21 protein-coding genes are annotated in these 22,949 nt (G+C 46.2%); 4 read left to right on the top strand and 17 right to left on the bottom strand.

Annotated elements, in window-relative coordinates; translation table 11 throughout:
• Positions 1–38 precede the first annotated feature (38 nt).
• The 3 genes from OGY62_RS04785 to OGY62_RS04795 form a co-directional block, all read right to left on the bottom strand.
• Positions 39–1,240 (bottom strand): IS3 family transposase gene (locus OGY62_RS04785; protein ID WP_096913407.1). Its coding sequence is split into 2 segments (ribosomal slippage): positions 39–925 and positions 925–1,240, totalling 1,203 coding nucleotides; the frame shifts between segments, so codons are not numbered across the junction.
• 574 nt (positions 1,241–1,814) lie between these two features.
• The gene (locus OGY62_RS04790) at positions 1,815–2,663 is read right to left on the bottom strand and encodes a toll/interleukin-1 receptor domain-containing protein (RefSeq protein ID WP_255874525.1); all 849 of its coding nucleotides are present in this window, start codon (positions 2,661–2,663) and stop codon (positions 1,815–1,817) included.
• 53 nt (positions 2,664–2,716) lie between these two features.
• Positions 2,717–4,363 carry a CBASS cGAMP-activated phospholipase gene (locus OGY62_RS04795; protein ID WP_107183824.1) on the bottom strand — a complete coding sequence of 549 codons (1,647 nt, stop codon included), beginning with the start codon at positions 4,361–4,363 and terminating at the stop codon, positions 2,717–2,719.
• A 672-nt stretch (positions 4,364–5,035) separates the two neighbouring features.
• Here OGY62_RS04795 and OGY62_RS04800 point away from each other — a divergent pair.
• The 3 genes from OGY62_RS04800 (at position 5,036) to OGY62_RS04810 (ending at position 8,180) form a co-directional block, all read left to right on the top strand.
• Positions 5,036–5,623, top strand: a complete 588-nt coding sequence (locus OGY62_RS04800; RefSeq protein WP_107183825.1) for a TIR domain-containing protein — start codon at positions 5,036–5,038, stop codon at positions 5,621–5,623.
• 518 nt (positions 5,624–6,141) lie between these two features.
• Positions 6,142–7,359, top strand: a complete 1,218-nt coding sequence (locus OGY62_RS04805) for a toll/interleukin-1 receptor domain-containing protein (protein WP_106912929.1) — start codon at positions 6,142–6,144, stop codon at positions 7,357–7,359.
• Positions 7,356–8,180 carry a hypothetical protein gene (locus OGY62_RS04810; protein ID WP_107183826.1) on the top strand — a complete coding sequence of 275 codons (825 nt, stop codon included), beginning with the start codon at positions 7,356–7,358 and terminating at the stop codon, positions 8,178–8,180. The genes OGY62_RS04805 and OGY62_RS04810 overlap by 4 nt, the downstream gene beginning before the upstream one ends.
• Positions 8,181–8,529: 349 nt before the next feature.
• On the opposite strand, the gene OGY62_RS04815 is transcribed toward OGY62_RS04810, so the two are convergent.
• Genes OGY62_RS04815 through OGY62_RS04835 form a run of 5 tightly spaced genes read right to left on the bottom strand, consistent with a single transcriptional unit; the run spans position 8,530 to position 12,361 of the window.
• Positions 8,530–9,192 carry an Nmad2 family putative nucleotide modification protein gene (locus OGY62_RS04815; protein ID WP_058654124.1) on the bottom strand — a complete coding sequence of 221 codons (663 nt, stop codon included), beginning with the start codon at positions 9,190–9,192 and terminating at the stop codon, positions 8,530–8,532.
• The gene (locus OGY62_RS04820) at positions 9,186–9,677 is read right to left on the bottom strand and encodes a TIR domain-containing protein (protein WP_058654123.1); all 492 of its coding nucleotides are present in this window, start codon (positions 9,675–9,677) and stop codon (positions 9,186–9,188) included. Before OGY62_RS04820 ends, OGY62_RS04815 begins: the two co-directional genes overlap by 7 nt.
• A 29-nt stretch (positions 9,678–9,706) precedes the next feature.
• Positions 9,707–10,732: a nucleotide kinase domain-containing protein gene (locus OGY62_RS04825; RefSeq protein ID WP_106912927.1), complete on the bottom strand. Its 1,026-nt coding sequence runs from the start codon at positions 10,730–10,732 to the stop codon at positions 9,707–9,709.
• Entirely contained in the window at positions 10,725–11,279 is a 555-nt protein-coding gene (locus OGY62_RS04830; protein WP_106912926.1) for an adenylate kinase, read from the bottom strand. The genes OGY62_RS04825 and OGY62_RS04830 overlap by 8 nt, the downstream gene beginning before the upstream one ends.
• Positions 11,276–12,361 carry a thymidylate synthase gene (locus OGY62_RS04835; RefSeq protein ID WP_106912925.1) on the bottom strand — a complete coding sequence of 362 codons (1,086 nt, stop codon included), beginning with the start codon at positions 12,359–12,361 and terminating at the stop codon, positions 11,276–11,278. The genes OGY62_RS04830 and OGY62_RS04835 overlap by 4 nt, the downstream gene beginning before the upstream one ends.
• Before the next feature lie 621 nt (positions 12,362–12,982).
• On the opposite strand from OGY62_RS04835, the gene OGY62_RS04840 reads away from it, so the two are divergent.
• Positions 12,983–13,930, top strand: a complete 948-nt coding sequence (locus tag OGY62_RS04840) for an ArdC family protein (protein WP_106912924.1) — start codon at positions 12,983–12,985, stop codon at positions 13,928–13,930.
• Between the two features lie 193 nt (positions 13,931–14,123).
• Here the strand turns inward: OGY62_RS04840 and mobC are convergent, their stop codons facing one another.
• The 9 genes from mobC to OGY62_RS04885 form a co-directional block, all read right to left on the bottom strand.
• Positions 14,124–14,870 (bottom strand): MobC family replication-relaxation protein, encoded by a 747-nt coding sequence (gene mobC, locus OGY62_RS04845; protein ID WP_106912923.1) that lies wholly within the window; start codon positions 14,868–14,870, stop codon positions 14,124–14,126.
• Between the two features lie 9 nt (positions 14,871–14,879).
• Positions 14,880–16,739: a type IV secretory system conjugative DNA transfer family protein gene (locus OGY62_RS04850; protein ID WP_106912922.1), complete on the bottom strand. Its 1,860-nt coding sequence runs from the start codon at positions 16,737–16,739 to the stop codon at positions 14,880–14,882.
• A gap of 699 nt (positions 16,740–17,438) precedes the next feature.
• Positions 17,439–17,741 carry a TrbM/KikA/MpfK family conjugal transfer protein gene (locus tag OGY62_RS04855; protein WP_255874526.1) on the bottom strand — a complete coding sequence of 101 codons (303 nt, stop codon included), beginning with the start codon at positions 17,739–17,741 and terminating at the stop codon, positions 17,439–17,441.
• Between the two features lie 61 nt (positions 17,742–17,802).
• The gene (gene virB11, locus OGY62_RS04860; RefSeq protein ID WP_098064973.1) at positions 17,803–18,822 is read right to left on the bottom strand and encodes a P-type DNA transfer ATPase VirB11; all 1,020 of its coding nucleotides are present in this window, start codon (positions 18,820–18,822) and stop codon (positions 17,803–17,805) included.
• Positions 18,812–20,119 (bottom strand): VirB10/TraB/TrbI family type IV secretion system protein, encoded by a 1,308-nt coding sequence (gene virB10, locus OGY62_RS04865; RefSeq protein WP_255874527.1) that lies wholly within the window; start codon positions 20,117–20,119, stop codon positions 18,812–18,814. Before virB10 ends, virB11 begins: the two co-directional genes overlap by 11 nt.
• A complete protein-coding gene (gene virB9, locus OGY62_RS04870) occupies positions 20,116–21,003 on the bottom strand; it encodes a P-type conjugative transfer protein VirB9 (RefSeq protein ID WP_255874546.1) in 888 nt (295 codons plus the stop codon). Before virB9 ends, virB10 begins: the two co-directional genes overlap by 4 nt.
• Positions 21,003–21,686 carry a VirB8 family type IV secretion system protein gene (locus OGY62_RS04875; RefSeq protein ID WP_255874528.1) on the bottom strand — a complete coding sequence of 228 codons (684 nt, stop codon included), beginning with the start codon at positions 21,684–21,686 and terminating at the stop codon, positions 21,003–21,005. The genes virB9 and OGY62_RS04875 overlap by 1 nt, the downstream gene beginning before the upstream one ends.
• Positions 21,679–21,819: a hypothetical protein gene (locus OGY62_RS04880; RefSeq protein ID WP_032936799.1), complete on the bottom strand. Its 141-nt coding sequence runs from the start codon at positions 21,817–21,819 to the stop codon at positions 21,679–21,681. The genes OGY62_RS04875 and OGY62_RS04880 overlap by 8 nt, the downstream gene beginning before the upstream one ends.
• 89 nt (positions 21,820–21,908) lie before the next feature.
• Positions 21,909–22,940, bottom strand: a complete 1,032-nt coding sequence (locus tag OGY62_RS04885; protein ID WP_255874529.1) for a TrbL/VirB6 family protein — start codon at positions 22,938–22,940, stop codon at positions 21,909–21,911.
• Positions 22,941–22,949 lie beyond the last annotated feature (9 nt).

Below are 22,949 nucleotides of genomic sequence, written 5' to 3' on the forward strand. Positions count from 1 at the left end.
TGGATTGGCCCCTATATTTCCAGACACTTTTTATCGCTTTACCCATTACTGGTTCGCCGCCGCAGATATTCCCGTGGCGAACGATATCCCAGTGCACTGTGCGGATGCCATTCGTTGTAATGTTCGAAGGCCTCCGCAAGGTTCTTTGCCGCTGTTAACCCGTCAGGTTTTGGCATGATGCTGATGTAGTCGCGCTTCATCGTTTTCACGAAGCTCTCCGCCATTCCGTTGCTTTCTGGACTACGTACCGCCGTATGTTTTGGCTCCAGTCCTACCATTCTGGCGAACTGACGCGTCTGATGAGAACGGTAGGCTGAACCGTTGTCTGTCAGCCACTCAACGGGGGATGTCGGCAGCCTGTTACCGAAGCGACGCTCTACTGCACCCAGCATGACGTCCTGCACGGTTTCACTGTCATATCCACCGGTACTTGCCGCCCAGTGAAGTGCCTCGCGATCGCAACAGTCCAGTGCGAACGTGACCCGCAGTTTTTCACCGTTATCACAGCTGAACTCGAAGCCGTCGGAGCACCACCGCTGGTTACTTTCTCCAACGGCCACTTTCCCTCTATGCGCCCGCTTCGAGGGCGGTATTGCCGGTTTACGCTCAAGCAGCAGCGCATTCTGACGCATGATGCGGTATACGCGTTTGGCATTGATCACCGCCATGTCGTCAGTTTCTGATTGTCTGCGCAGCAGTGCCCATACACGACGATAACCATAGGTGGGCAGATCGTCGATAACGGTATGGATACGAGCCAGCGCTTCAGTATCATCAGGCTTGCGCTTGCACCGACGATCCTGCCAGCCCTTCGACCGACGGGCCATGGCATGCAGTTGCGCACGTGAGACCCGGAGGCAACGACTGACAAGGCTTATTCGCCATCCTCCGGCAACAAGGGCACGTGCGCTATCCACTTTTTTTGTCGGCCATATTCAACGGCTTCTTTCAGCAGCTCGTTTTCCATGGTTTTTTTGCCCAGCAGGCGCTGTAACTCTTTAATTTGCTTCATTGCAGATGCCAGCTCCGACGCGGGTACAACCTGTTCACCCGCGGCAACCGCAGTGAGACTGCCTTCCTGATATTGCTTACGCCACAGGAACAGCTGACTGGCAGCAACGCCATGCTGACGGGCGACCAGCGACACGGTCATTCCGGGCTCAAAGCTCTGCTGAACAATGGCGATTTTTTCCTGAACGCTGCGCCGTCTGCGCTTCTCTGGACCTAGAACATCAATCATTCGGACTCCAACGACTAGTCTAAAACTAGTATTAAGACTATCACTAATTTAAGTGATACCAACTGTCTGGAGATTCATGGGGCCAGTCTAGGAAGGGCTGGAGCCCTTACGTCCTTTAACCATGTCTGACTGTCTGATAAATGTAAGCGGCGTACATTGCTAGCATTATGGTGTTTCGAGAAATTGAGATCAGTTAAATACTAATGCGGATGGAGCAGCCAGATCGCAACTCCTTCTGAGTGTAAGGCGAAAGTGGAGGATAGAAATGGTTTAGCCACTATACGCTTCGGTCTTTAGCAGATCATTTATCTTTGAGTTTAGCTGGTAATACAACAATCCTAGGGCCCGCCGTCATCTGTAGGAACATAATGAACGTCATCCATAATTATATCAGGATATAATATATTGATTGGTATGCTTCAAGCCAAAAGGCCTTATTGCCCCGAGTTGTTAGCCAGACGTCGGTGTGCAAGTCGGGGGCGGGAAGAGGCATCACGATTCTCAGCATCCAGACTTTGATGCTAATCCTTTTAACATGACATCAATCCCTTACGTGCCAAGTAGGACTGTAGTTTTAATGCTTTGGAGGAAATAGAAACCTTGACTCTGAAAGCTCATCAGATGAAATCCCCGCTCGGCGGTAAAGCACATCAAGGTGAGTCAACGCAGAAAATTCGTCAGAGATGTTTTTCTCGTAGCCTTGGTGAATCCATTGTTGCAGTTCGTTATTCGCGAGTTCATAGCGGCTCCCAGGGTTTGGAAAAGCCACTTCAAAGCTTTTGTTCAGTTCTGTTTGTTTACTATCAGATGCATAGCTTTCAAAAGCATAATTTTTGACCCTCCGGCGTTTTGTACGCTGGCCCAGTTTAGCAAATATCAGTTCGGAAAAGATCCATGGTGAGGATAGATGAGTCTTGTTTTTTACATACTCACCGATTTTGACGGAGTTATTGGTCTGAAGAAATAGCAGAAGCTCAGTGCTCGCAATCATATTTTGAAGTGCAGAGTTAAGGATCATGTAAACATTTGAAGTGGTTCGATTTCGGAGATCATAGTCAAAGGTTTGACTGGTTTTTTTATAGCAGAATTCCTCATCAATGACCCTCAGAATTTCGTCCGCCCACCCCCAGACGCATGAGTCAACAAACACATTCAGTCCTAATTTTTCAAGACTCAGTGCCAGTTTAATGACATCTTCTTCGTCACGGTGAGCATGCGAGAGGAAAACGTCAGCATGAACTTCAGGAAAACAGGCGTCAACTATAGCTTCAGCGTTAAGTACATTTTCGCTGCCGAGGAGAAAACTTTGAAGTTTCTCTCTGTTGAATGCTGCATTGCTTTTCTTCCTGAATAGCGAGATTTCGGACGATGAATGATTTAACGCACGGGCATCAAAATTTTGAATTCCAATATCAACAAACATGAATTATGGTTCCTCAAAAATTATAGTTAGTATCTTTTCAAATATTCGTGGAATTATAAGATATTCTTTTTCTCGCGCCAGTCATCTGCAAGGTTTCCATCCAAGAAACGCGACCTCACTTCAGCGAATGTATCCACAGCTAAACTATTTCCTCGCTGTGCCATCTCTTCAATTGATGAAACGTCATCGAGTTTTATTTCCTCCGATGATTGTTGGTTCACTCTTAACATACGTGTAGGCCCAATCAGATTCCGGGCGATCTGATGAGCGGCATGCTCCTGTGTAGAGAAGAAAAGATCAGTAAATTGTAATGCCCAGCCGGCAAAGCCTTTACCCAACGAGGAAGAAAAATCGTACTCATGGGAAATGGTACCGATATTCAGTATATCGATACGGTCAATAGGGATACCCAGATAACGAACAGCCTCTGATATAGCTGGCAAAATGGGGTTATTGGCCCATAAACCCCCGTCAAGATAATCGAGTGCGGTTTTGGTATCATCCTGTATGCTGGCTTCCTGAAAATAGGTAGGAGCTGCCGAAGAAGCAAGTGCGGCATCGACAGCACTTATATGCTCGTACTGTGTCCGATCAGGGCTATGAGCGGTTACGATAGTATCTGATTCGCCTCTTACTGCCCTGACAGTTGGTAGTACTAGCCTAGAGCGTGCATTTTCGGAGAGATTGCGATCACCGAATACTTCAGTGAGCATCTCTCTTAGGGTTGATGATTCATGCTTGGAACGCAGAAATTGTTTGGCCATTCCCTGCTGCGGGAAAATGGACGGTCCTCGTTCCCGATAGAACTGTAGGATTTCAGCCGGCGGTATCCCCATAGCGAGGCCAATCGCAAGAATAGCGCCTGTTGAAGTACCGGCTATAAGATCAAAATGCGAGGCAAGGTTATTGTCTCCCCCTCGTCCCAACATATCATCCCATTTAGCGAGTACTGATGCGGTAAATGTCCCTCTGAGTCCCCCACCATCGAGCGCCAGAATTCGAAAATTTCGGCCACTGCTGATGTTGTGGCGAACACGGGGTAAAAGTTTTAGCTGGTTTACTACAGCATTGGCAATATTTGAGGTGTCCACCTCGGATGCAAGCATTCTATTTGCGTATTCGCTGAGTCCGTTTTGTAATTGTGACAGGATTTCAGGGTGGTCTTTGACGTATCCCTGCGTTGCGCCACCAAGACCCGCAGCCAAAAATGCTGGTTTGCCGAGACTCAACATGCAGCCAAGTTCAGCAGGCACGCCTGCTCTGCTTTTATTAATGTCCCACCATTTTCCGCCAACGCAGACAATTACATCGCTTGTTTCGGCAATCCACTCACGCATTGAAAGCAACATTTCATTTGCATCAGTTGTTGCGCCGTCCCCCTTTACCGGAACAATATGTACGGTAGTGCACTGGCGAAGGCGTTCGATCTCAGCAGTTTGTTCAGTTGTTTTGGAGAACGCTTGAGAGCGCACTAAGAGAATGTCACCACGTTGTCCACCTGCACCAACGTACTGTCTGGCTGCAGCCTCAATAACAGGAACAAGAGAAGGGTGACTGCCATGTACAATAGAACCACCCTCCCGCAATACCAGCATTACAAGCTGGTGAACGAATTGACAAATGCTCTCTTCATCAGCAGTTTCTGAAATTGAGCCAGAGAGATGAACGCGACATCCACTTAAAGGACTACGAGGCAGCATGAAGTATCCTTATTGAAATCAACCGCATGATGTGCGTGCGGAAAACCACCAGTACAGGTGGTATGCTTTGATTGGAAAATAGACAGCACAACCTTAAAATGAAAATAACCCCACGGGTGTGAGAAATGAGGTGCCTTATGGCTGCAACCACATCGGAAATCATATAATAATCAAGCGTTATGAGAAAACTCAATTGCTGTTACTAACAAGCAAGAAAGATAGTTTATTTATCTTTACAAGTGCATTTTATTGGTTTTTAATTTTGTTATAATTGCTTTTTTCAGAGCGAAAATTTCCTGTAATAGATTTATTCCAAGGGATGGGCTTCACAACTAATTTTTTGCAATAAGTCGATATTTTCAATCAATTAAAACTAATATTATGATTGCAAATTCTTTTCATAGCTACCATATCTAAAGCTTTTGCCAACAATCTATATTTATGATAATTATACATATCATCATTCAGGCAAGAGCTTGCTGCTTAGGTAAGTGGCGATAGGAAATTGACGCCGTCATCAAGGATGCGCTAAATGAATTGTCACAGCCATTTGTGAATTAGTTCACAATATATCACAATTGTTGAACCTGATGATCATCAGCCTTACTTGGCAGAGTAAACTGGGTATGTTTTACTAACTAAATTTTTGCAGTTTTCAAAAGGAGTTGACTCATGGCCAAGAAGGTGTTTTTCAGTTTTCACTATCAAGATGTTGTCGAATTCCGAGCCAATGTTGTTCGTAAGCACTGGGTGCTAAAGTCGGACAGAGAGGAGGCTGGTTTCTTTGATAAAAGCATCTGGGAAGAAAACAAGAAAGATGGCGATATAGCGCTCAAGAAGATGATTAACAAAGCACTTGAATATACCAGTAATACGGTAGTCCTAACTGGCACTGAGACTTTCGAAAGACCTTGGGTTCGTTATGAAATAATGAAAAGCTTCCTTCGTGGAAATCATTTACTTGTTGTGCATATTAATAACATAAATGGGAAGGATGGCAAAACCAAACCTAAAGGCAGAAATCCACTGGAGTACGTTGCTGCATGTTTTTCAGCTGATGGGAAAACTGTAACATTGAAAGAATACACAGATGGGAACTGGGTTGAGTATAAAAAGATAGATGGAAAATCTACACATACTTGCTCGTCTTCAATGTCCTCAGGATATGAAAGCAAAGCCATAAAGTTAAGTTCCCTTTACCTAAGTTATGACTGGACGCTCGATGAAGGTTATAAAAATTTTTCATCGTGGTTGAAATAATATCACATCGAGGTTTTTAGTTTTACCTGGATATTTTATCAAATCACAGATGATGAAAATTTCGGATGGCTGCACTGACAGATTATAGAGTAGTAATTGAATTACGTGAAAATATAACAAAGAGCTTTATGATATCTTCTTTTATCATTATATTCGAGGTATACACCTTGTTTATGGTGTCAAAGAACACTTCGATAAATTAGGTTTTAAACCTTATATTGATTGCATAGGTGATTCTCAGCTAAATCGGAGTGCGGTAACGGGAATAACAACTGAAGTGCTGAGTAATATTTACTCACCCTCAATCTCGTTAATGCCTTGTTAGGATAAACTTTATACATGTTACTGTCGCCCTAAGTTTCCAACGAAATTATAAGTATTATGAGCAAAAGGATGAGTTTATTAGAGGTTTTTCTGATTACTTAAATAAGTATAAAATCGGTGTGTTTGACTCTTGGCGTTGGGGGAATAATTGAACATCATTCCTAAAAAAACATTAGAATATTGAGAAGTTATATATGATAACCATTTTGCATAATGAATCCTGCGCGGTTTTTGCTAAAACGGTGAAGGAATTGCTGTATGAGTTATTCCACAACAACGTATCAATTGAACTGGTTCTGAGTGGCCAGGTTACCTCATGGCCGGGGGAGCCAGAGTGGAATGATTTATTGATATTTTTGTTTGACGAAAGCTCGACTCCTGAACAATCTGATGATTTTATCAGAAATTTTCTTTCTAATAGACAGGAAACGGCACTTTTGCTACCTGTTGCAATTAATAATTTTACACTAATTCCTCCTGGTGTTGCTTCAGAATATAAAGCGCTTCCCTTTGACAATTCGATACTCATTCCAGATGGCGGACTTACACGCCGTGTGGGGGCAATGCTGGGTTTACGCCTTCAGGGGCGCAATACTAAGGTGTTTATATCCTACCGTGCCGTTGATGGAACGCAGATCGCAAAACAGATTGAAGCTCATCTCCACGAGCTAGGCTATAAACCTTGGAGGGATGAGGCACTTGAGCTTGATGGTGATACCAGAATTTTGCCCGGGGACCTCGTTCAAAAAAACATAGAGTCAGCATTGACTAAGGCCAGTTTACTTTTACTTATTGATACTCCGGAGTCTATCAATTCAAGGTGGATCTCAGAGGAAATCAATATTGCAGATGGCATGTTGATCCCCATCCTTCCAGTCGTCTTCAGGACAAAATCCGACCAAAAAAAAGGTCCCCGGTTGCGCACCTTATTGAATCTTCAGCGATGGGTCGATATGCCTTTTGAAGATGCACATGTACAGACACCTCTTTCAGAAGATGAACTGGATACCGTTACTCAGCAGATTGAAACGTATCTTTGCGACATTTTTATCAGAAGATGCCGCGTTCCTTTCATCGTAGAAAACAGCTTTAAGGATGCCGGTTATGACTGGGCTTCATTGAACAAAGCACTTTCTATGTACAGATCGAGCAAAGTCAATAATCGAAGATTTCAGACTACAGTCAATAGCCACTGTTCGGCGTATTCTGAAGTCTACCTGCCAGCTCTTGATAAATTCAGGCAGTTCCTAAAAACTCAACCAAATTCAAATTATGCCTTTTTTATTTACGATGGTGATCTATTATCTTTTAATCAGCTAGAGTGTTTTCTCGATGGGTACGTAACGGTATTACATTACCAGGAAGTATCTGCTTTATTAGCCTCAAATTTTGTTGATGTGGGGAATAAATGACAAGAGGACAGGAGCGTAATACGAAAATCAATGTCTCTTTTGAAGGGCTTGATGTAGGGCTAACAGGCGCAATTCCAGAACGTGAAAGCTGGACCGAAAGAGCTATGGATAGAGGGATCCTTGAATTCGTGGCTCTATTCAGTGGATTAATTTTTAAGTACGGAGGAAGGATTGTCCATGGATGCCACCCAAGTTTTACGCCTATAATTCTTCGCCAAGCAAGATTGCACGCAACATGGAATTCAAGGCCACCTGTCACGCTTGTTATGTCAGACTTGTGGTTCTCTGGATACCTTGAGGATGAAATTATTGCAATGACGGATGTTGCAGAGTTGATCGTGACCCGTAAACGCGGTCACGGAACGGTTGCCAATGCGCAAACAAGAAATGGAAGCCTGACAGATATGCGTAAGGTTCTGGTTGCATCTCAGAATATGATGGTGGCGGTAGGTGGAAAAATGCATACAAAAGATGGTATCAATCCCGGAGTCGCTGAGGAAATGGAACTTGCTCAACAACATAGGTTACCGTGTTATCTTATTGGAGGACTCGGGGGATTTTCGCAGAAGCTTGCGGCGGAGCTTACGCCAGCGTCTCTGAACAACAATTTATCCCGTGAGGACAACATAAAGTTATTTGGTACCCATGATGTATCATCATGCGTCAACGTAATATTTGAGCAATTGTGCCAACGTTATTGGACTTATAATTCTATCAATTTACCGCCTACTACTCTTTCTGACGTACAGGATGTTGTTAAAACCGTTATTATTCAAGACGATAAAGTGGGAAAACCGAGCGGACCTTCTTTCAGAATTTAATTTCACCTTAACCTGGATATTGGGAAGGTTATTATATGATGGATTTTTAAAATTGCATTGAATACCTTTTTTTTAATTAATAGTAATTTGACTTGGTGTGTTTGAATAGTTGAAACTTTAACAAACACCTCCGAGTCATTAAAATGGTTTAAACGTTAGGTAATAGTGAGCTTTAAGCGTTATTTCGACGAGTTTAAAAGTTGAAATAGTCATAGACGTGATTGATTGTGACTGTGTAGCAACATGTATTGATAAAACCAACACAATCCTTATGCTTTGATAAAGAGGGAAAGCCTTGCAACTCCACCAACAAAGAATATTTTACTCATAAAGATAAGGGATGTACATACTAATAGATCTCTCCAGTGCCTTGATCGACACGTTTATAGAAATCAGAAAATTGATATGGATCAGATATAACTAAATTTTTATAACTGCTAAACTCAAGTTCCATTTTTTTTATAAGAACATTTGCGGGTATAGAGTGTTCTAAGGGGATTTTTTTATAGCCGATGCCCCTGTGATATGCAATTGAGTCTAAGTCTACTTCAACTGCTTTATCGCCGAAATAATAGAAATGATCTGAAATCAACACTTGGTCAGTACTAGTATCACGTTCTAGATTGGTCATGTTAAATGAGCCATTAGCATTGCTATGATGAGAGTCTTCTTGAATCCATTGATTATTTTCATCTTGATGGTAAATATTATCTCCCAACATGTGTACATGGCTACCATTTCTAGCTGGCTTTTTGATAGAGAACCTAGCATCATGCCAATAATCATTAAAGCTAATTTTTTCAGTAACCTTCATTAATAGGATGCATTTGTGCTTCACTGATTTTAAATTAGCCCCGCCAACTCCCAGGACCCAATCACCTACTTTAGCAGACTTTCTAATTCCAGGTTTGCATGTTGCTAAAGTACAACGCCCATGAAATGGATTAGGAGCAAAACCAAAGTCTCGCGTTATTATATAGACATAAAGGTGAGAGTTAGGTTCAATTAGCATACGACATTACCTCCTTGATTTTTCTCCCGATCCGCACCATCAGGCTTTTGAAAGCTAGTTTTACCTTCTAATGCGTTGATTATGGCGTCACCCCTCCAAGCAACGATAGAAGTTGCATATTTTTCGAGATTTTCTGGTAGTTTTACATCCCCCTTTAGACCATTTTCATATACACCTATGATCGGTTTTCCAAGCTGATGAGCTGCTTGAATTTCCCAATTGACCCAAGGTCTTGTATGTGTCTCTTTCCCGATAACTACGATAACTTGGCCAGCCCATCTCATTTTCATCCTAAGTAAACGTGCTATAGTTTTATCACTAATTTTATTTTCATCAGCACGTCTCTGGTTTTCAGGTTTCATTCTGACAGAACTATTACGTAGCTGATAACCCTTTGCTGCAGCTAAACGCGAAACTCCATCAACACTAGCGTCATCTTTGTGATGATGACTAACAAAAACATTTTTCTTAATTTCTCTAGCCATTTTAAATCCTTTCTGGAGCTTTGGAGTTATCAAAGTAAACTCAAATTATTACTTTGGTAATGATATTTTTGTTTTGGCCTTTTATTACCAAATTTAGTACGGCATCTTTTATCTATCTCGCATGCGCCACTATTTTCCATATCCATTAAAGTATAAACTCTTTCTTCTTTGGGTAAGAAATGGAATATTTTATCCAGTTCCCATTCTTCATGATATTTTTCCGCAATATGATCTTGGTTAATAGTGAACCAAAATAAACACTCTTCACTATTCATTCCGTCTCGGTTAGAAAAAATCCAATTTATTCCTCTTTCACAGCCTGGGCCTGAAATCACAAAGTTCATCTCTGTAAAAGGAAAATTTATTATATATGTTAAATCTACAAAAATTTGATAAGCAAGAAAATCTCCAATACCTGAAAAAGACTTGAGATGATTAAATACTTCAAACTGATTTACCGAAGACTTGACACCATTTACAATTATTTCTTGGTTATAGAAAACAAATTTTATCATCCTAATAACCATGTCTTTTTCAACTGAGCTTTCTTTCTTTTCTAAGAATTTTCCAAAGTTAACCTTCGGTCCACCCAAAATATAAGCTGCACTAAAAAAAACATAGTCTGGGTTTTTTAGAGAAATATTATAAGTTCTTTCTCTTATTTTTTCATTAATGTCATTAAGGGTCATTTTTGAAAAATCGAAGGGAGCATTAAGTTCATTTAATGTTTCGCTTTTATTTATTACTCTGAATAGAAATGAATTGAGTATTTTATTTTCATAGCTCAATAAATCATTGTTAATTACATTTTTTAATAACCACTTGGTTTCTTTGTCCCACGTTCTTTTAGTATTCACAAATTTATAATTTCTCAATATTTCGTCATTTGTCCAAAAGGGTGGGAGGTTTAGTATTTCTTTCTTGTAATATATCGAAGTTCTCTCACGCTGATGATAAAACCATTCCCTGACTACAGTTTCATTTAAGATGGGTTTAGCAGTTTTAATTTTCATCTCTCTGACATTACAAAAAAGCTGATCGTTTTTGTTATTCACGGAAGAACACCTTTTTGCAGAAAGTTTCAAAATTACCTAATCCATTCGTATTATTGTCGAAATGATAATCTGATTTTAATTTATTCTCATCGACATACTTATCGATGTCATATTTTTTATAATTGTTATTTTTTCGTTCGATATGGACTATAGTGAACTTATTATTCTTACACCATGCGAATTCTTCATTCGATCTTATGTCAGTAATTATTATTTTTTTATTCGATTCTTCGCCATCTTCTAATAATTTTAACTCTTCTGATAACATTCTAATGAATATCTTCTCTTCAATTCCCCTTAACTTGTCTAGACTTAGCCAGATTTCTCTTGGTGAGTGAGAAATTAAGTCACCGGTAGGCAAGGCTAAATTTAGAGGTGACATTTTTTCATCAGGAGTATAATCTTTTTTCATCCAAGGGTAAATGTAATTGGCTAATTTCTTAAGCTGATCACTAAATGATAATCTAATAAAGTCGTGATTGGATATTAGATAATTGGCAAGAAAATCTTTTCCACTACCTGATCTACCCATGAATGCAATTTTCATAGACATTCCTTATTGGAGTTATTAAAGTGATTTGAAGTTACGCTTAAATTGAAATCATTGCTTAACTTGCTTGTTAATTCTATTGTTTTATTGAATCTTTCTTGAAAGATATATGACAGCGCTGCCTCTGCATATCCCCAGAGCAAATTTCTTTCAGTTTCTACAAGATGCTTTCTAAATATATTTTTTAGTTTTTCTGTCTCTTTATCTAATGTGTCTATTTTTTGTGGAATGTCTATTATGATTCGTTCAAGAAATGAAACGATATCACAGAATAATAATTTAATACTGGCTAGTGATGTTGGGAATGATATTTTATCATTATTTATCAATCCTGTTTTTTGTTTTTCTTTTCTTTTATAAATTTCATTGGCTTGATCTATTTTGTCTGCATATATATGGAGGTTTGTTACTGATTGATGTAAATACCCCAATTCAATTTGATTATCAACTTCTCTCTGTAGTATAAAAAGGACTAGCTCTTGAAGTAAGCTAAATTCAAATATATTTATACTGCTTACACCAAATATTAGGTCACCACTTCTTTGAGTTATTTTAATGTTTAATTTTTTGTCGGGAGTGATAAAGAAATGGATTAAATTATTGCAGGGTATATCAAGACTATTTTCTAAGTTGTATACATTTATGAGGCTGTCATTAGTGTCTCTATCGGGCATGTATAAGCTAATAACAGCTCTTCTGGTAAATATTCCTTCTTTTTTGAATTGTTGCACTACATTTTCTAGTTGCCCATGAGCGTATAGTCTCTCTCCATAAGCTGCTCGCCAAATAACCCCATCATCTGAATATTTAGGTGCTCTTGGTAAAAAAAAAGTTAAATATGGATTTATTCGGTTATCGCCAGCGAGCACCCACATAGCCTCAGCAAAAGTGGCGAATATATTGTTCTTTCGACCTTCTAAACTTAAATGCCTTGATCTCGGATTGTGCAAAATTATACTAACATCGTAGATAGTTACAGCATGCCCATTCCTTGTCGATATGCTCACGCCTTCATTAAGCACTTTTTCTAAGATCTTCATTGTTACATCGTTAATAGTTTCACCGTGAACGACGTGCATAAACAAAACCTCATGATATGACAAACATCTTCTTAGTTGATAACTGCATTTGACACTGGTCCTGATACTGAATTTGACTCCGCGATAATCAGAACTAACCGGATAGCTTGTTTCTTATATCTTGCTTCTAAAGACACGCTTGAATGTCTAGTCAATTTGCTGTCAACGATAGTAAGTAATGAACTACACCCAAGCTACCGCCCTCAGTTGCATAGGCACTGCATTTGTATAAATGTCACTCAAATGAGGGTGTTAGTCAATCTCACAATCAGATAACTACGAAATTTTATCATTATCACTTAAGGAGCATTGGACTAGCCGTTTACGAGTACAAAGTTCTTTGAAATGCCAGCAAGACTACATATGACGATCAAGTTAATAACCAAAATCGTTTTCACCGCTGCAGAGCAAGCGGCGCTACGCTCGGCTATCCAGGGCCAGTTTTTTCTCCCATGTGATTTCTCTTCCCGTATCTGCTTCCGGCTAATCGTTTCCCGACACAACCCGTCCAGCAAGGGTAAATGGCACGCATGCTGCGCCCTTGCTGGACAGAACGATGCCGGGAAAGCGAACCGTCAGGCGATACGAAGACGAAAATCACACGACTGATGGAGAAAAATCATGGCTATTTCCCTGCATACTACCCGGACAAGCGCCCCTAACACCGCAGCGGCGACCAGCGTATCCCCGCTGGACCCGTCAGGCTCCCCAAAAACGAAATTTTCTAAAACCAGAACCGACATTTACCAGACTGTTACTGACAACATCATTGCAGCGCTGGAGGCAGGTGTAAAACCGTGGTCCTGCCCGTGGAAGCGTGTTTCCGGCATGTCTGGACTGCCATCTAATTACGCCACTGGCACGGCTTACAGCGGCATTAATATCATGCTGTTGTGGTGCAGCGCATCAAAACAGGGGTTCAGCGATTCACGCTGGATGACCTACAAACAGGCACAGGCAGCAGGTGGACAGGTTAGCAAGGGTGAGCATGGCACAACAGCTATTTTCTACACCACGCTGGAGAAGGAAAACGACGCCGGAGAAGTTGAACAAATCCCTATGCTGAAAACTTTCACCGTGTTTAACGTCCAGCAAATCGACGGCTTAACTCTGACCACAGAAACTGTCAGCCCGGAAGCAACCTTTGACCCGGTGCCGCAGGCTGAGAACCTGTTGCGGAAGAGTGGCGCAAACATTATCGAGAAAGGACAAAATGCTTTTTTCAGCCCATCAACAGATCAAGTCTGGCTACCGGAGCGCCATCTGTTTTCTGATGCGGCGAATTTCTACGCTACCGGCCTGCATGAGCTGGTTCACTGGAGTGGTGGCAAAAAACGCCTGGACCGTGAAATGAAAGGGAAGTTTGGCAGTGCTGATTATGCAGAAGAAGAACTGGTGGCGGAGCTGGGAAGTGCCTTTCTGATGGCGGATCTGGGGATTGAGGGAGAGGTGCAACATGAAAGCTATATTGCTTCCTGGCTGAAAGCGCTGAAAAACGACAAGCGTTATATTTTCAAAGCGACCAGCGCAGCCTCTAAAGCACATCGTTACCTGATGGATAAACTCTGAGACCGGAATCAGACAACCGCAAGGGAATGCGGTTACATGGTTTTTAACCGGCAACGCTGCAAGGCGCAGACTGAGGCGGAACGCAGCACAGCGAGTACCGAACAGTCTGCGCCTCGCAGTGGAATAAAAAATTTCCGGCCTGGCGGTATCGCCGCCAGGCCGGTGAGGCCATCACGATGGCCTGAGTAAAAGCTTACGTATAGCTGCCTAATGACAGGTGTTTCAGTTCATCAAAGGTATAAATGCGAAACACCCGACGGTGGCGTTCTTCCAGCGGGATGTGCTGATGGTTGATGATGACATGCCTGATGCTGTCAAACAGCAGTTCAAGCGCACGCTTCTTCTGTGGATCGGGCACAACATAAAAAATGTAAATCCAGTGCTTGTGTGTACGGGCCAGCAGGTGGCTGGCGATAATCGACTGGTAGCGGGCTCGGGTTTTCAGGCGGCGCTCGGTTTCAATGGCAATAACGTTACCGTCAGGCAGGGTCAGTAACCCGTCCGGGCGATGTTTTACCTGATACTGGCTGAGAAAGCTGGCCCGGTCGCCGTTAATCCATCCCGAAGCACCTTTCTTCTCCAGAATAAGCCTGGCGGCCTGATTATCAAGATGGTGCTCCAGTGTCCAGCCGGTGATTTTTGATGGTTCAAACCGCGCAGGAAAGATTTTATCATTCGGGGTTAAGACCACCGCCAGCCCGTCGCTGGTGATCCCCCATAATGAAATCTTGATTGTCCGTGATTCAAGCATATGCTTCTGGATTAACCCCATTCGCTCCGTTTTTGCCAGCAGCGAATAAAGCGACTTATGATCCCGGAAACCAAATAACTGCATCAGCGTTTTAAAATCACTGTAGGTTTCTTCTTTCAGGAAGTTCAGCAGTTTTTTAATTTTTTCGTTGTTACGCGTCTGGCGCTCGTGATATGACGAAATCAGCATAACCGCTCCTTAAAAATCCAGTGGGGAGAAGTGTTCTTCATCATCAGATTGGGGCTTTGCCGGTTTTACTTCGTTTTTGTCGAAGAAAAGATCCGGGTGCGCTGTCAATACATTCGGTATGGATGGTTTATCATCTTCGCTAAAATCCAGTGCGATTTTCACCGGAGCCGCCGCCGCGGCAATATCAGGGGAAACCGAGAAGATTTTTAGCTGACGCTTTCTGACCTTTATCGGTGAAATCAGTGACGCAGCAGGAAGTGACTTTGTCGTAAAGATAAAGCTGACAAAATCGGGCAGGTTCAGGATCATATTGCTGTCAATAAAGAAACGTTCGGCCTGGCGGATTGTACGCTCACTGTCGATGGTCTCCGTCAGCATATTATCCGTCTTAGCCTTACGGAGTTCATCATCCACCAGAATAGTGCCTGACATTCTTGCCACCCATTCCGCCGTATCCGGGTCCATAACCCGGTAAACCAGTTTGAATTTGGCATTTTCAACGACCGCACCGACAACGGCATCGCCTTTCAAATCTGCCGGGCAGTCTTTTAAATCGGCAATGGACTGGTGATCCATAATAATATGTACGCCTTTATCCCGCGCCGCACCTAATCCCTCCAGTGCTGACCTGGATAAATGGTATTTCAGTTCCGAAAGATAAATAGCGATGGGGCGCGGTACGTCTGTTACACGGTCGCGCCTTTCTGCTAACTGGTACAGGCGAACCAGTAACATGCGCTGGGCTGTAATAATTTTGCTGTTTCGCATGGAGCCGATAACATAACAACAGCCGCCTTCATCAAACATTTGTTTAAGTGAAAAGCCTTCCGGTGAATTAATGGCATTTAATAATGCCAGCTCTTCAATCTTACCGAAAAACGCTTTGATTTTTTCGGCAATGCTCTGAACGTAGTCACCGTTATAAACATCACGGAGAGTTGCCGATGGGTTATCATTGACAAATTGCGCGGCCATACGTGCGGCTTTTCGGTCATCAATACGATAGAAGTCCGACTCCTGTCCTTTTTCCGCCAGGCTGAACCCTGCAACAAACAGTTCTTCCAGTTCATCGGGAGTGATATCTTCAATCAGGTTTAACTGATATTGCTGTTTTCGCAGGTCAATTAAGGCAAAGGGTTTGCCTGCATCCTCGCAAGCTTTGCGGTAAAGATGCGGTGCCCATTCATCATCCTTGGGGTCCATAACAAAGACACCTTCACCGGCCAGAATGCTTTGATATAGCAATATGCCGGCGGCAACGCCTTTACCGGCTCCGGTGGTACCGATAATATCCGCGTGCTGTTTCTGCCAGTCTTTTAACGGGAGATACATTGGTTCGTTCTCCCTGTCCATGCCAGTAAAGATGCCTTTATTCAGGTCGATATAATCCAGCGGATCGTAATGCAGTGTTTCCGGCAACAAGGACTTTACGGTGCGGACATCGGTGCGCAATTCCCGTTCAAGGGTGGTCTTTTTAACAAGGCGTTTCTTTATTTTGTCCAGTTCCGGTGTGAATATCCGGCGAAGCATAATATGAAAAATAATCCCGGTTACAGTGAAAGCAATCCGTACTGACCAGGCCAGTACTGTATTATCACTGGTGAGTCTGGTCTTATACAGCCACTGAAAAAAGCCGATAACGACCGGGGCCAGTGTGCCTGAGAGGAAACACACCATGGAAAAAGCCATAATCAGCTTTTTCCAGAGTGGAGCTTTCTGCCGTTCATCGCTTTTCATCGACGCGAAAAACGGCATCGTCAGCCCCGCTAATAACGCCAGTATCAGTTGCTGCTGTTGCACAAAAGCGAGCAGCGCCTGCATCCCGTTCACTATCGGTGATAGTGAAGCGGCAAGCTTATTTAAAATCATGATGCCTCCTTCGTCAGCTATTCGCCCCATGACATCGCCCCGTCAATTCGCCCCACGGTGTCGGGCGAAAAGGCGGTGCGAACGTAAGGGACGAAGAAGGTGACCGCTGTGCGGCCATGTGCCGGAAAGCATGCTTCCCGGTACGAAACGGCGTGCGCCAGTACATGCGGGCTGGACGCCCTTATTGCCTGCCGCATGGGGGTAATGTCGTGGCTGTACGCCGCACCAAAACCCCCAGAGTCAAAGGCGGCACACCGTCGCACGCTACGCGCGACCACCCCCTTTAAGACGGTCGCTTTCGCCTTTTTCTTCCCTTTGCTCGTTCCTCGCAGCGGGAATAAAAGGGAAGCTGACCTTTAAAGAGGGTGGTCGCGCCACGCTACCGGCTTTTGGCCGGAGACTTAGCCGCGACGGTGTGCGGGGCTGTGCCCCCCAAATAAATCGCTGTCGTGGGCGACAGCTTTTCGCTCGCTGGGGCGGCGAAATTTATCCGGCTCCCCCCGGCCTGCAAAATCCGCGTGGGCGCGGCTGTTTGCAGGTGAGGCGCGGTGCCTGAATTATTTTCGCTCCTTAACCCGCGAAAATATTTCTGTCCGCTGCCTCATTTTTACAGCCCCTGTTTCTTCGCTCCTTAATCCGCGAAAAACAGACGCCGTAAAAACCTGAAAACCGTCACGCTCTGTGCCCGTCTCGCCAGTATTAACCACGAACGCGGCCATATTTACTGATGATCTGACCGATAGCCGCCGGGTCTGCCGAATCACATTCAAGTAAAAAAGATTGTCTGGCATCAGTCGTATGGTCAGGCAGAAAACCATGCCTGTTCTTTTTTACGATATTAAAGAATGCCCGTTCAGCGGAATGACATTCACCGCCGCCGCCATTTCCGGTTGCTTTACCGTACATACATAACACCACTTCGCAGGCATCAGCAGCCAGTACAGATGTTGGACATGACGCCATAACGCAGAGTAATAATACGGAGAATATTGTTTTTTCCATTTCAGCCACCGTTATGATTAATGAAAGGTTACGTATTTTGGGGTGAGATTGTTTGCCGGAGTTATTTTCTGAGAGCCTCTTTCATACTATCTAAATGGACTGGCTTAAAGTAAATGTCATGCATCCGGCGCACATCGCCGCGTATATCAATACTTACGATGATATCAATGCTTTTAAGTACCTTGCGCAACAGCACATCAAAAGGAATATTCCGGCAGTCAGAGTTTTCATAGCAGCGGTCAATGATGCCTTCAATACATTCTTCCGGGTTGCCCGCATGCAGGGAGGTGATTAACCCTTCATGCCCGGAACCAATAATTTTCAGCGCGTCCCACGCTTCCCGCCCACGAATTTCCGCCAGTAATATCCGGTCAGGGTTCATCCGGTAGCTGGCGCGTATCAGTCTGCCAGGTGTGACAATGGCGTTATCCCCGGCATCCGCAGGGTAAAAAAGATGAACATAATTGCCGTGGTGATAAAAGCGGATTTCGGGGTTATCCTCAATCGTTATTAACCGGAGATGCAGCGGAATATAATGCAGCAGCGTTTTCATATAGGTGGTTTTGCCGGAGCCGGTTTCCCCCACAATAAAAATCGTTTTTCCGTATTCCACCGCCTTTTCCATAAAGCGGGGAATGTCCCCGCTGTGGTATAACCGTATCAGTGCCTCATCCTGACTTTCCGTTTTCTCCTGACCGCTCACCCGCTGGTAAAATCCCGCATCAATCCATGACTGATGCGTTTTCTGCTCAAACGATGGTTTGCGCAGCGTAACGGACACCGTATGACGTTCGCTGGCCGGGGGAATAATCACCTGAATACGCTCGCCGGCTCCTGATGTTGCAGAAAGGATCGGCGACGTGTCGTCAATATTATCCTCATGCCAGGAAGCCAGTGCTCTGGCAAAGGCATGGCACTGACGCAGCGTGACCGGGGAGTCATGTTTTTGCCATTTCCCCCGGATTTTCGTATGCAGTTCACCCGGCCGGTTAATGGCAATTTCCGTCAGGCCCTCCTGCGCGAGGAAATCACCAAACAACCGGTTTTTCATAAACTCCAGTGACAGGTTTTCAGTGTTCATACCATTTCTTTTTCAGCCGTAGTTGATAAACAGAGGAAAAATCAATATCCGTGCCGGTCATGATGCCGATCACATCGCCCTGGTTCAGGTACATCGTGGGCGGGATACTGATGCTGTTTTCCAGCGTCGTTTTCGCCATTTCCGCCGTGGCGGCGCGGGTGTTTTCGGTATAGTCGGTATTGCGGCCTTTACCCGGCGCGGCATCTGATGCCGCTGCCGCCACGTCCTGCACGGTACTCAGCATCAGGGCGTTGCGGAAACGCTCCCAGAAATGGCTATCGATCCAGCCTGAGATCCCTGCCTCACCGAGCGGGCCGGTGGCCTGCGTATCGGTGAGCGGGATTTGCAGGCTGCCGGGCTCCGGCGTGCGCAGCTCCGTCCACAGCACAAACATCCGGCTGCGCCCGTGTTGCAGTGCGCCGGTGCGGTAGACACCACGGGCGACCGTTCCTGCCGGGATCAGCCTCACATGGTTACTGGCGCTCCAGACATTCTCACCGATCAGGCAGGAGATATGACCGCCAACATCGGATACGAAGCGCCGCATCATCGAACACGGAATATAGCGGTCCACCGGGATATAGAGATCGGGATCAAGACCCAGCCGTCTGACACCGGTTACGCGGGCAACGCCCGGATTGTCGTTGTTATTGCTGCCTGCCGGTGCTGTCGTATCCGGGCAGCGCAGGCGTCCATCTTCGCCACTGACCAGTACCGACTGACAGGATGTGTACGCCGTGAAGGCTGACGGTCTGCCCGACGTTTCCGTGTTGCTGTGCACTCCGCTTCGGGACGTGCGTGTATTGTCACCTGACCCTGTACTGCCGCTGTTCAGCCCGTCTGCCAGCGCTGCCGCCTTGTTCATGGCGGGCGGCCCGGGCGGCAGAGCTGGAGTGGCCGGGGCGCTCTGACTGGCAGGGCCTGCGCTTTCCTGCCTCCCTGGCCCGAACAGGCCAAACGGGTTACTGTCCATGCCCAGATTCTTACGCTCCTGCTGCACCGCCCCGGAGGAGGGCGGCGGCGCGGTGTCGGCTTCCTTCTCATCGCCCCTTTTCAGGGCGCTGAGAAGACGATCGCCGCCGGATGCGAGGGCGATCACCAGCGCCAGACTCAGCAGGCTGACGATCAGCGTGCGGTGACCGGACGCCTTACGGAAACGGGTCACTTCTGGCTGGCCGGGCGGTGTTTTTTGCTCCGGCGTCTGCGTCGCCATTGCCGCACGGGCGCGTTCACGGGCTTCCGCTTCCCGCTCTGCGGTGGTTTTTTCCGGTTCGTCCGGGAAAGCTCTGTCAGTCATTTTGCCTCCAGAGTAACGGACGGTGAAACGGTGTCACTGCGGGTTACCGGGATACGCCCGGATCCGACGTTTTCCACGCCCACCACCGAGGTGCCGTAACGCAGTACCAGTTGCGGCGATGCCGGAACCACCATCACGGTGTAGTTGCCCTGTTGAACTGTCTGCGGCGTGACCGCCTGCTCCTGACCATTAACCACCCGGAAAACGGAAGGCAGGGTTTTCGTGGGAGAAAAACCGATATACGCAAAACGACCGTCATCCCAGGTAAAGTCCGGGGCGATGGCGGCGGAACCGGCGGCCACTCGTTTGCTGTAACGCCAGTTCTGCGGCAAGGCCGGTTGCCGGAATGCTGCCGCTATCCGCTGCCGGTCCAGTGCTTCCTGCTGTCGTTGCTGGTGGGTGGCGCTGGCGGCAGCTGATTTTTTCCGCTGCTCATCAGGATAGTGGTAGCGGATAACAAAGGCCTGAGCGGGCGAGTCGCGGACCAGCACGTTCAGCTCCAGGCTGTAATCGCGCTTCGAGGTCACCACGAACAGGTTGGTTTTCCAGTCTTTCTCTGTCGGCAGAAACACCTGACTGATGTTGTTGCCGCTGGCGTCCGTGACCGGCTGGGTAATCGGGTTCGGGCTGACGCCCACCCGGTTGTCGCTTTTCGTCACGGTCCAGCCTTTGGGAAATCCCGCCTGCGCATCGATAACGGTTTCATCATCGTCAAACACCAGCATGGTGACGTAGCCGGGGCGGGTACTGACGACCGTGGCGTTCTGGCTGTTGTACGTGACGTTCTGCATCCGGCTGTCATACACGCTGCCGCGCGGTGTCGCCGCGCTCCATGCCACGCATGACGCCAGTAAACCCGAGAGGAGCAGGGTATGTTTCAGCATCATTCCCCCCTCAGCTCTTTATCGCGCTGGTAGCTGGTGACGATAAAGCCCAGCGGGTTCACTTCGCGCTGGCTGTCGGTCAGTTGCCGGTGCGGTATATAGCGATAAGTCAGGCGGATATTCCAGACATCCGTTTTCACGGAGTTATCAGCAATACGGCGGATAGTGCGCTTGATACGCAGGGTTGCCAGATTATCCGGCCCGGTGGCGGGCGCATGCACATTGGAAATAATGTCGATATCAACAACATATTCCGCCTTGTTAAAAATCACGTCCGGGGCCTGGTCGCCGTTAAACCCGTCCAGATAGTCCCGGTTCACGCTGTCGCTGTTAAATAACTGCACGTCGTCATAATCACGCTGGAGGGAGAAATAATTATATCCCTCGCGGAGTCTGACATAGTGTGCTGCCAGTGAATGTGCCAGCGCTTTTTCAGATGAAATATCCCGCTCCTTCACGCGGGTCATATATTCATAGCGACCGGTCTGTTTATCCACTGACCATAATTCAGTGTCGGTGGTTTTCAGCGGCAGCAGAATAATAATGGCCGTAATCGCCATTGCGGCCAGAATCAGTCCGGCAGCGGCCACCCGCCAGGCGGTTTTTCGGAAACGTTCTTCCTTTTCCAGCAGTATGGATTCAAAAGAGCGGGAAACATTAATAATGTTCTGAATATCAGACATGGTGAGTCAGCTCCTGAATGATGGCGGGGGAATTCACCGGCTCGGGTTCGCCGGATACCGGCGGAAGGTCGCCCTGATGCCGTGCGCAGCCCGTGAGCGCGCACAGCATCAGAAGGAAGATGCTGAATTTCATGGAAGCCCCTTATTATATGGATGCAGGAATGCCGCACCGGTGGCGCAGGCCACGGCGTGACGGGGAAAGAAAATTAAGGGTCGGGAGGATTAACGGTGACGCTGCCGGTTCAGGCGTTTCATGCTTTCGATGGCGGCGGCGCGTTTCTGCCAGGCGCTCACGGTTTTATCCGTGCCTGCGCCAGTGAGCCTGCCGGTCGCCGCGGCGACGGCCATGCCGCCTTTCGCAGCCAGGCGGGAACCGCCCCTGGCGCCTGGGCCGGCAAGGCTTGCAGATTTGTTCGCCAGTCCGCTCAGGCCACTCATGGCTGCCCCCTGTAGTACCGCCTGTACGGCGGCCCCGCTGAGTGCGCTGGCGAGCTTCGCGGAAAACCAGACCACCACACCCGCCGCTGTCCCGGCCAGCAGGCACTGCGCCGCCAGCGTCACCATATTGGTTTCTGCGGATGTTTTTGCTGCGGTATCCAGTATTTTATTCAGGTAATTAATGGCGATACGGATGGATAAGGCGGAAAACATGATCGTCAGTATTGCCGCGAAAATCGTTTTCAGCCAGTTATCAAACATCGGTTTAAGAAAACCGTACAGCAGGCAGAAAATAAAGAGCGGCGCGGTGGTCGTCATTAACAGGATGGTGATTTCGGCGAGCAAGTTGGCAAAAGTGGCGGCCATCAGCAGGACAATAGCGCCGCCCCATACCAGCACCTCGGCAAAGCCGCCATTCAGTTTGACGTAAGTTGAGGTGTCCATACTGAACAGCGTTTGCCCCAGTGTCTGTGCCTTTTCCCAGACGGTGTCCAGCAGCGCCCAGATATTATCATCGCCGCTGATACCGTCTTTAAGCCCTTCGATGGCCGCTATTGCCATATCCAGCCAGCCATCAAGGTTTAACACAAAGGTGGTGATCAGCAGCATTCGCCCCACATCCCAGACGACATCTTCAACCGGCGTCCTCAGTTTGCCGCCCAGCGTCTGATAACCGCGATAGAGAATAAACAAAGTGAAAGAGCTGACAATGATGACACTGATCATGGTGCCGTAAGTGGAAGACTGACCTTCCAGCACGACATTCAGTCCATCCATGATGTTTTTGTCCATACCAACAAAAATACCACCGGACATGGTGCCTCA

The sequence above is a fragment of the Citrobacter sp. CK198 genome (assembly GCF_030333295.1).
GTDB lineage: Bacteria > Pseudomonadota > Gammaproteobacteria > Enterobacterales > Enterobacteriaceae > Citrobacter_B > Citrobacter_B koseri.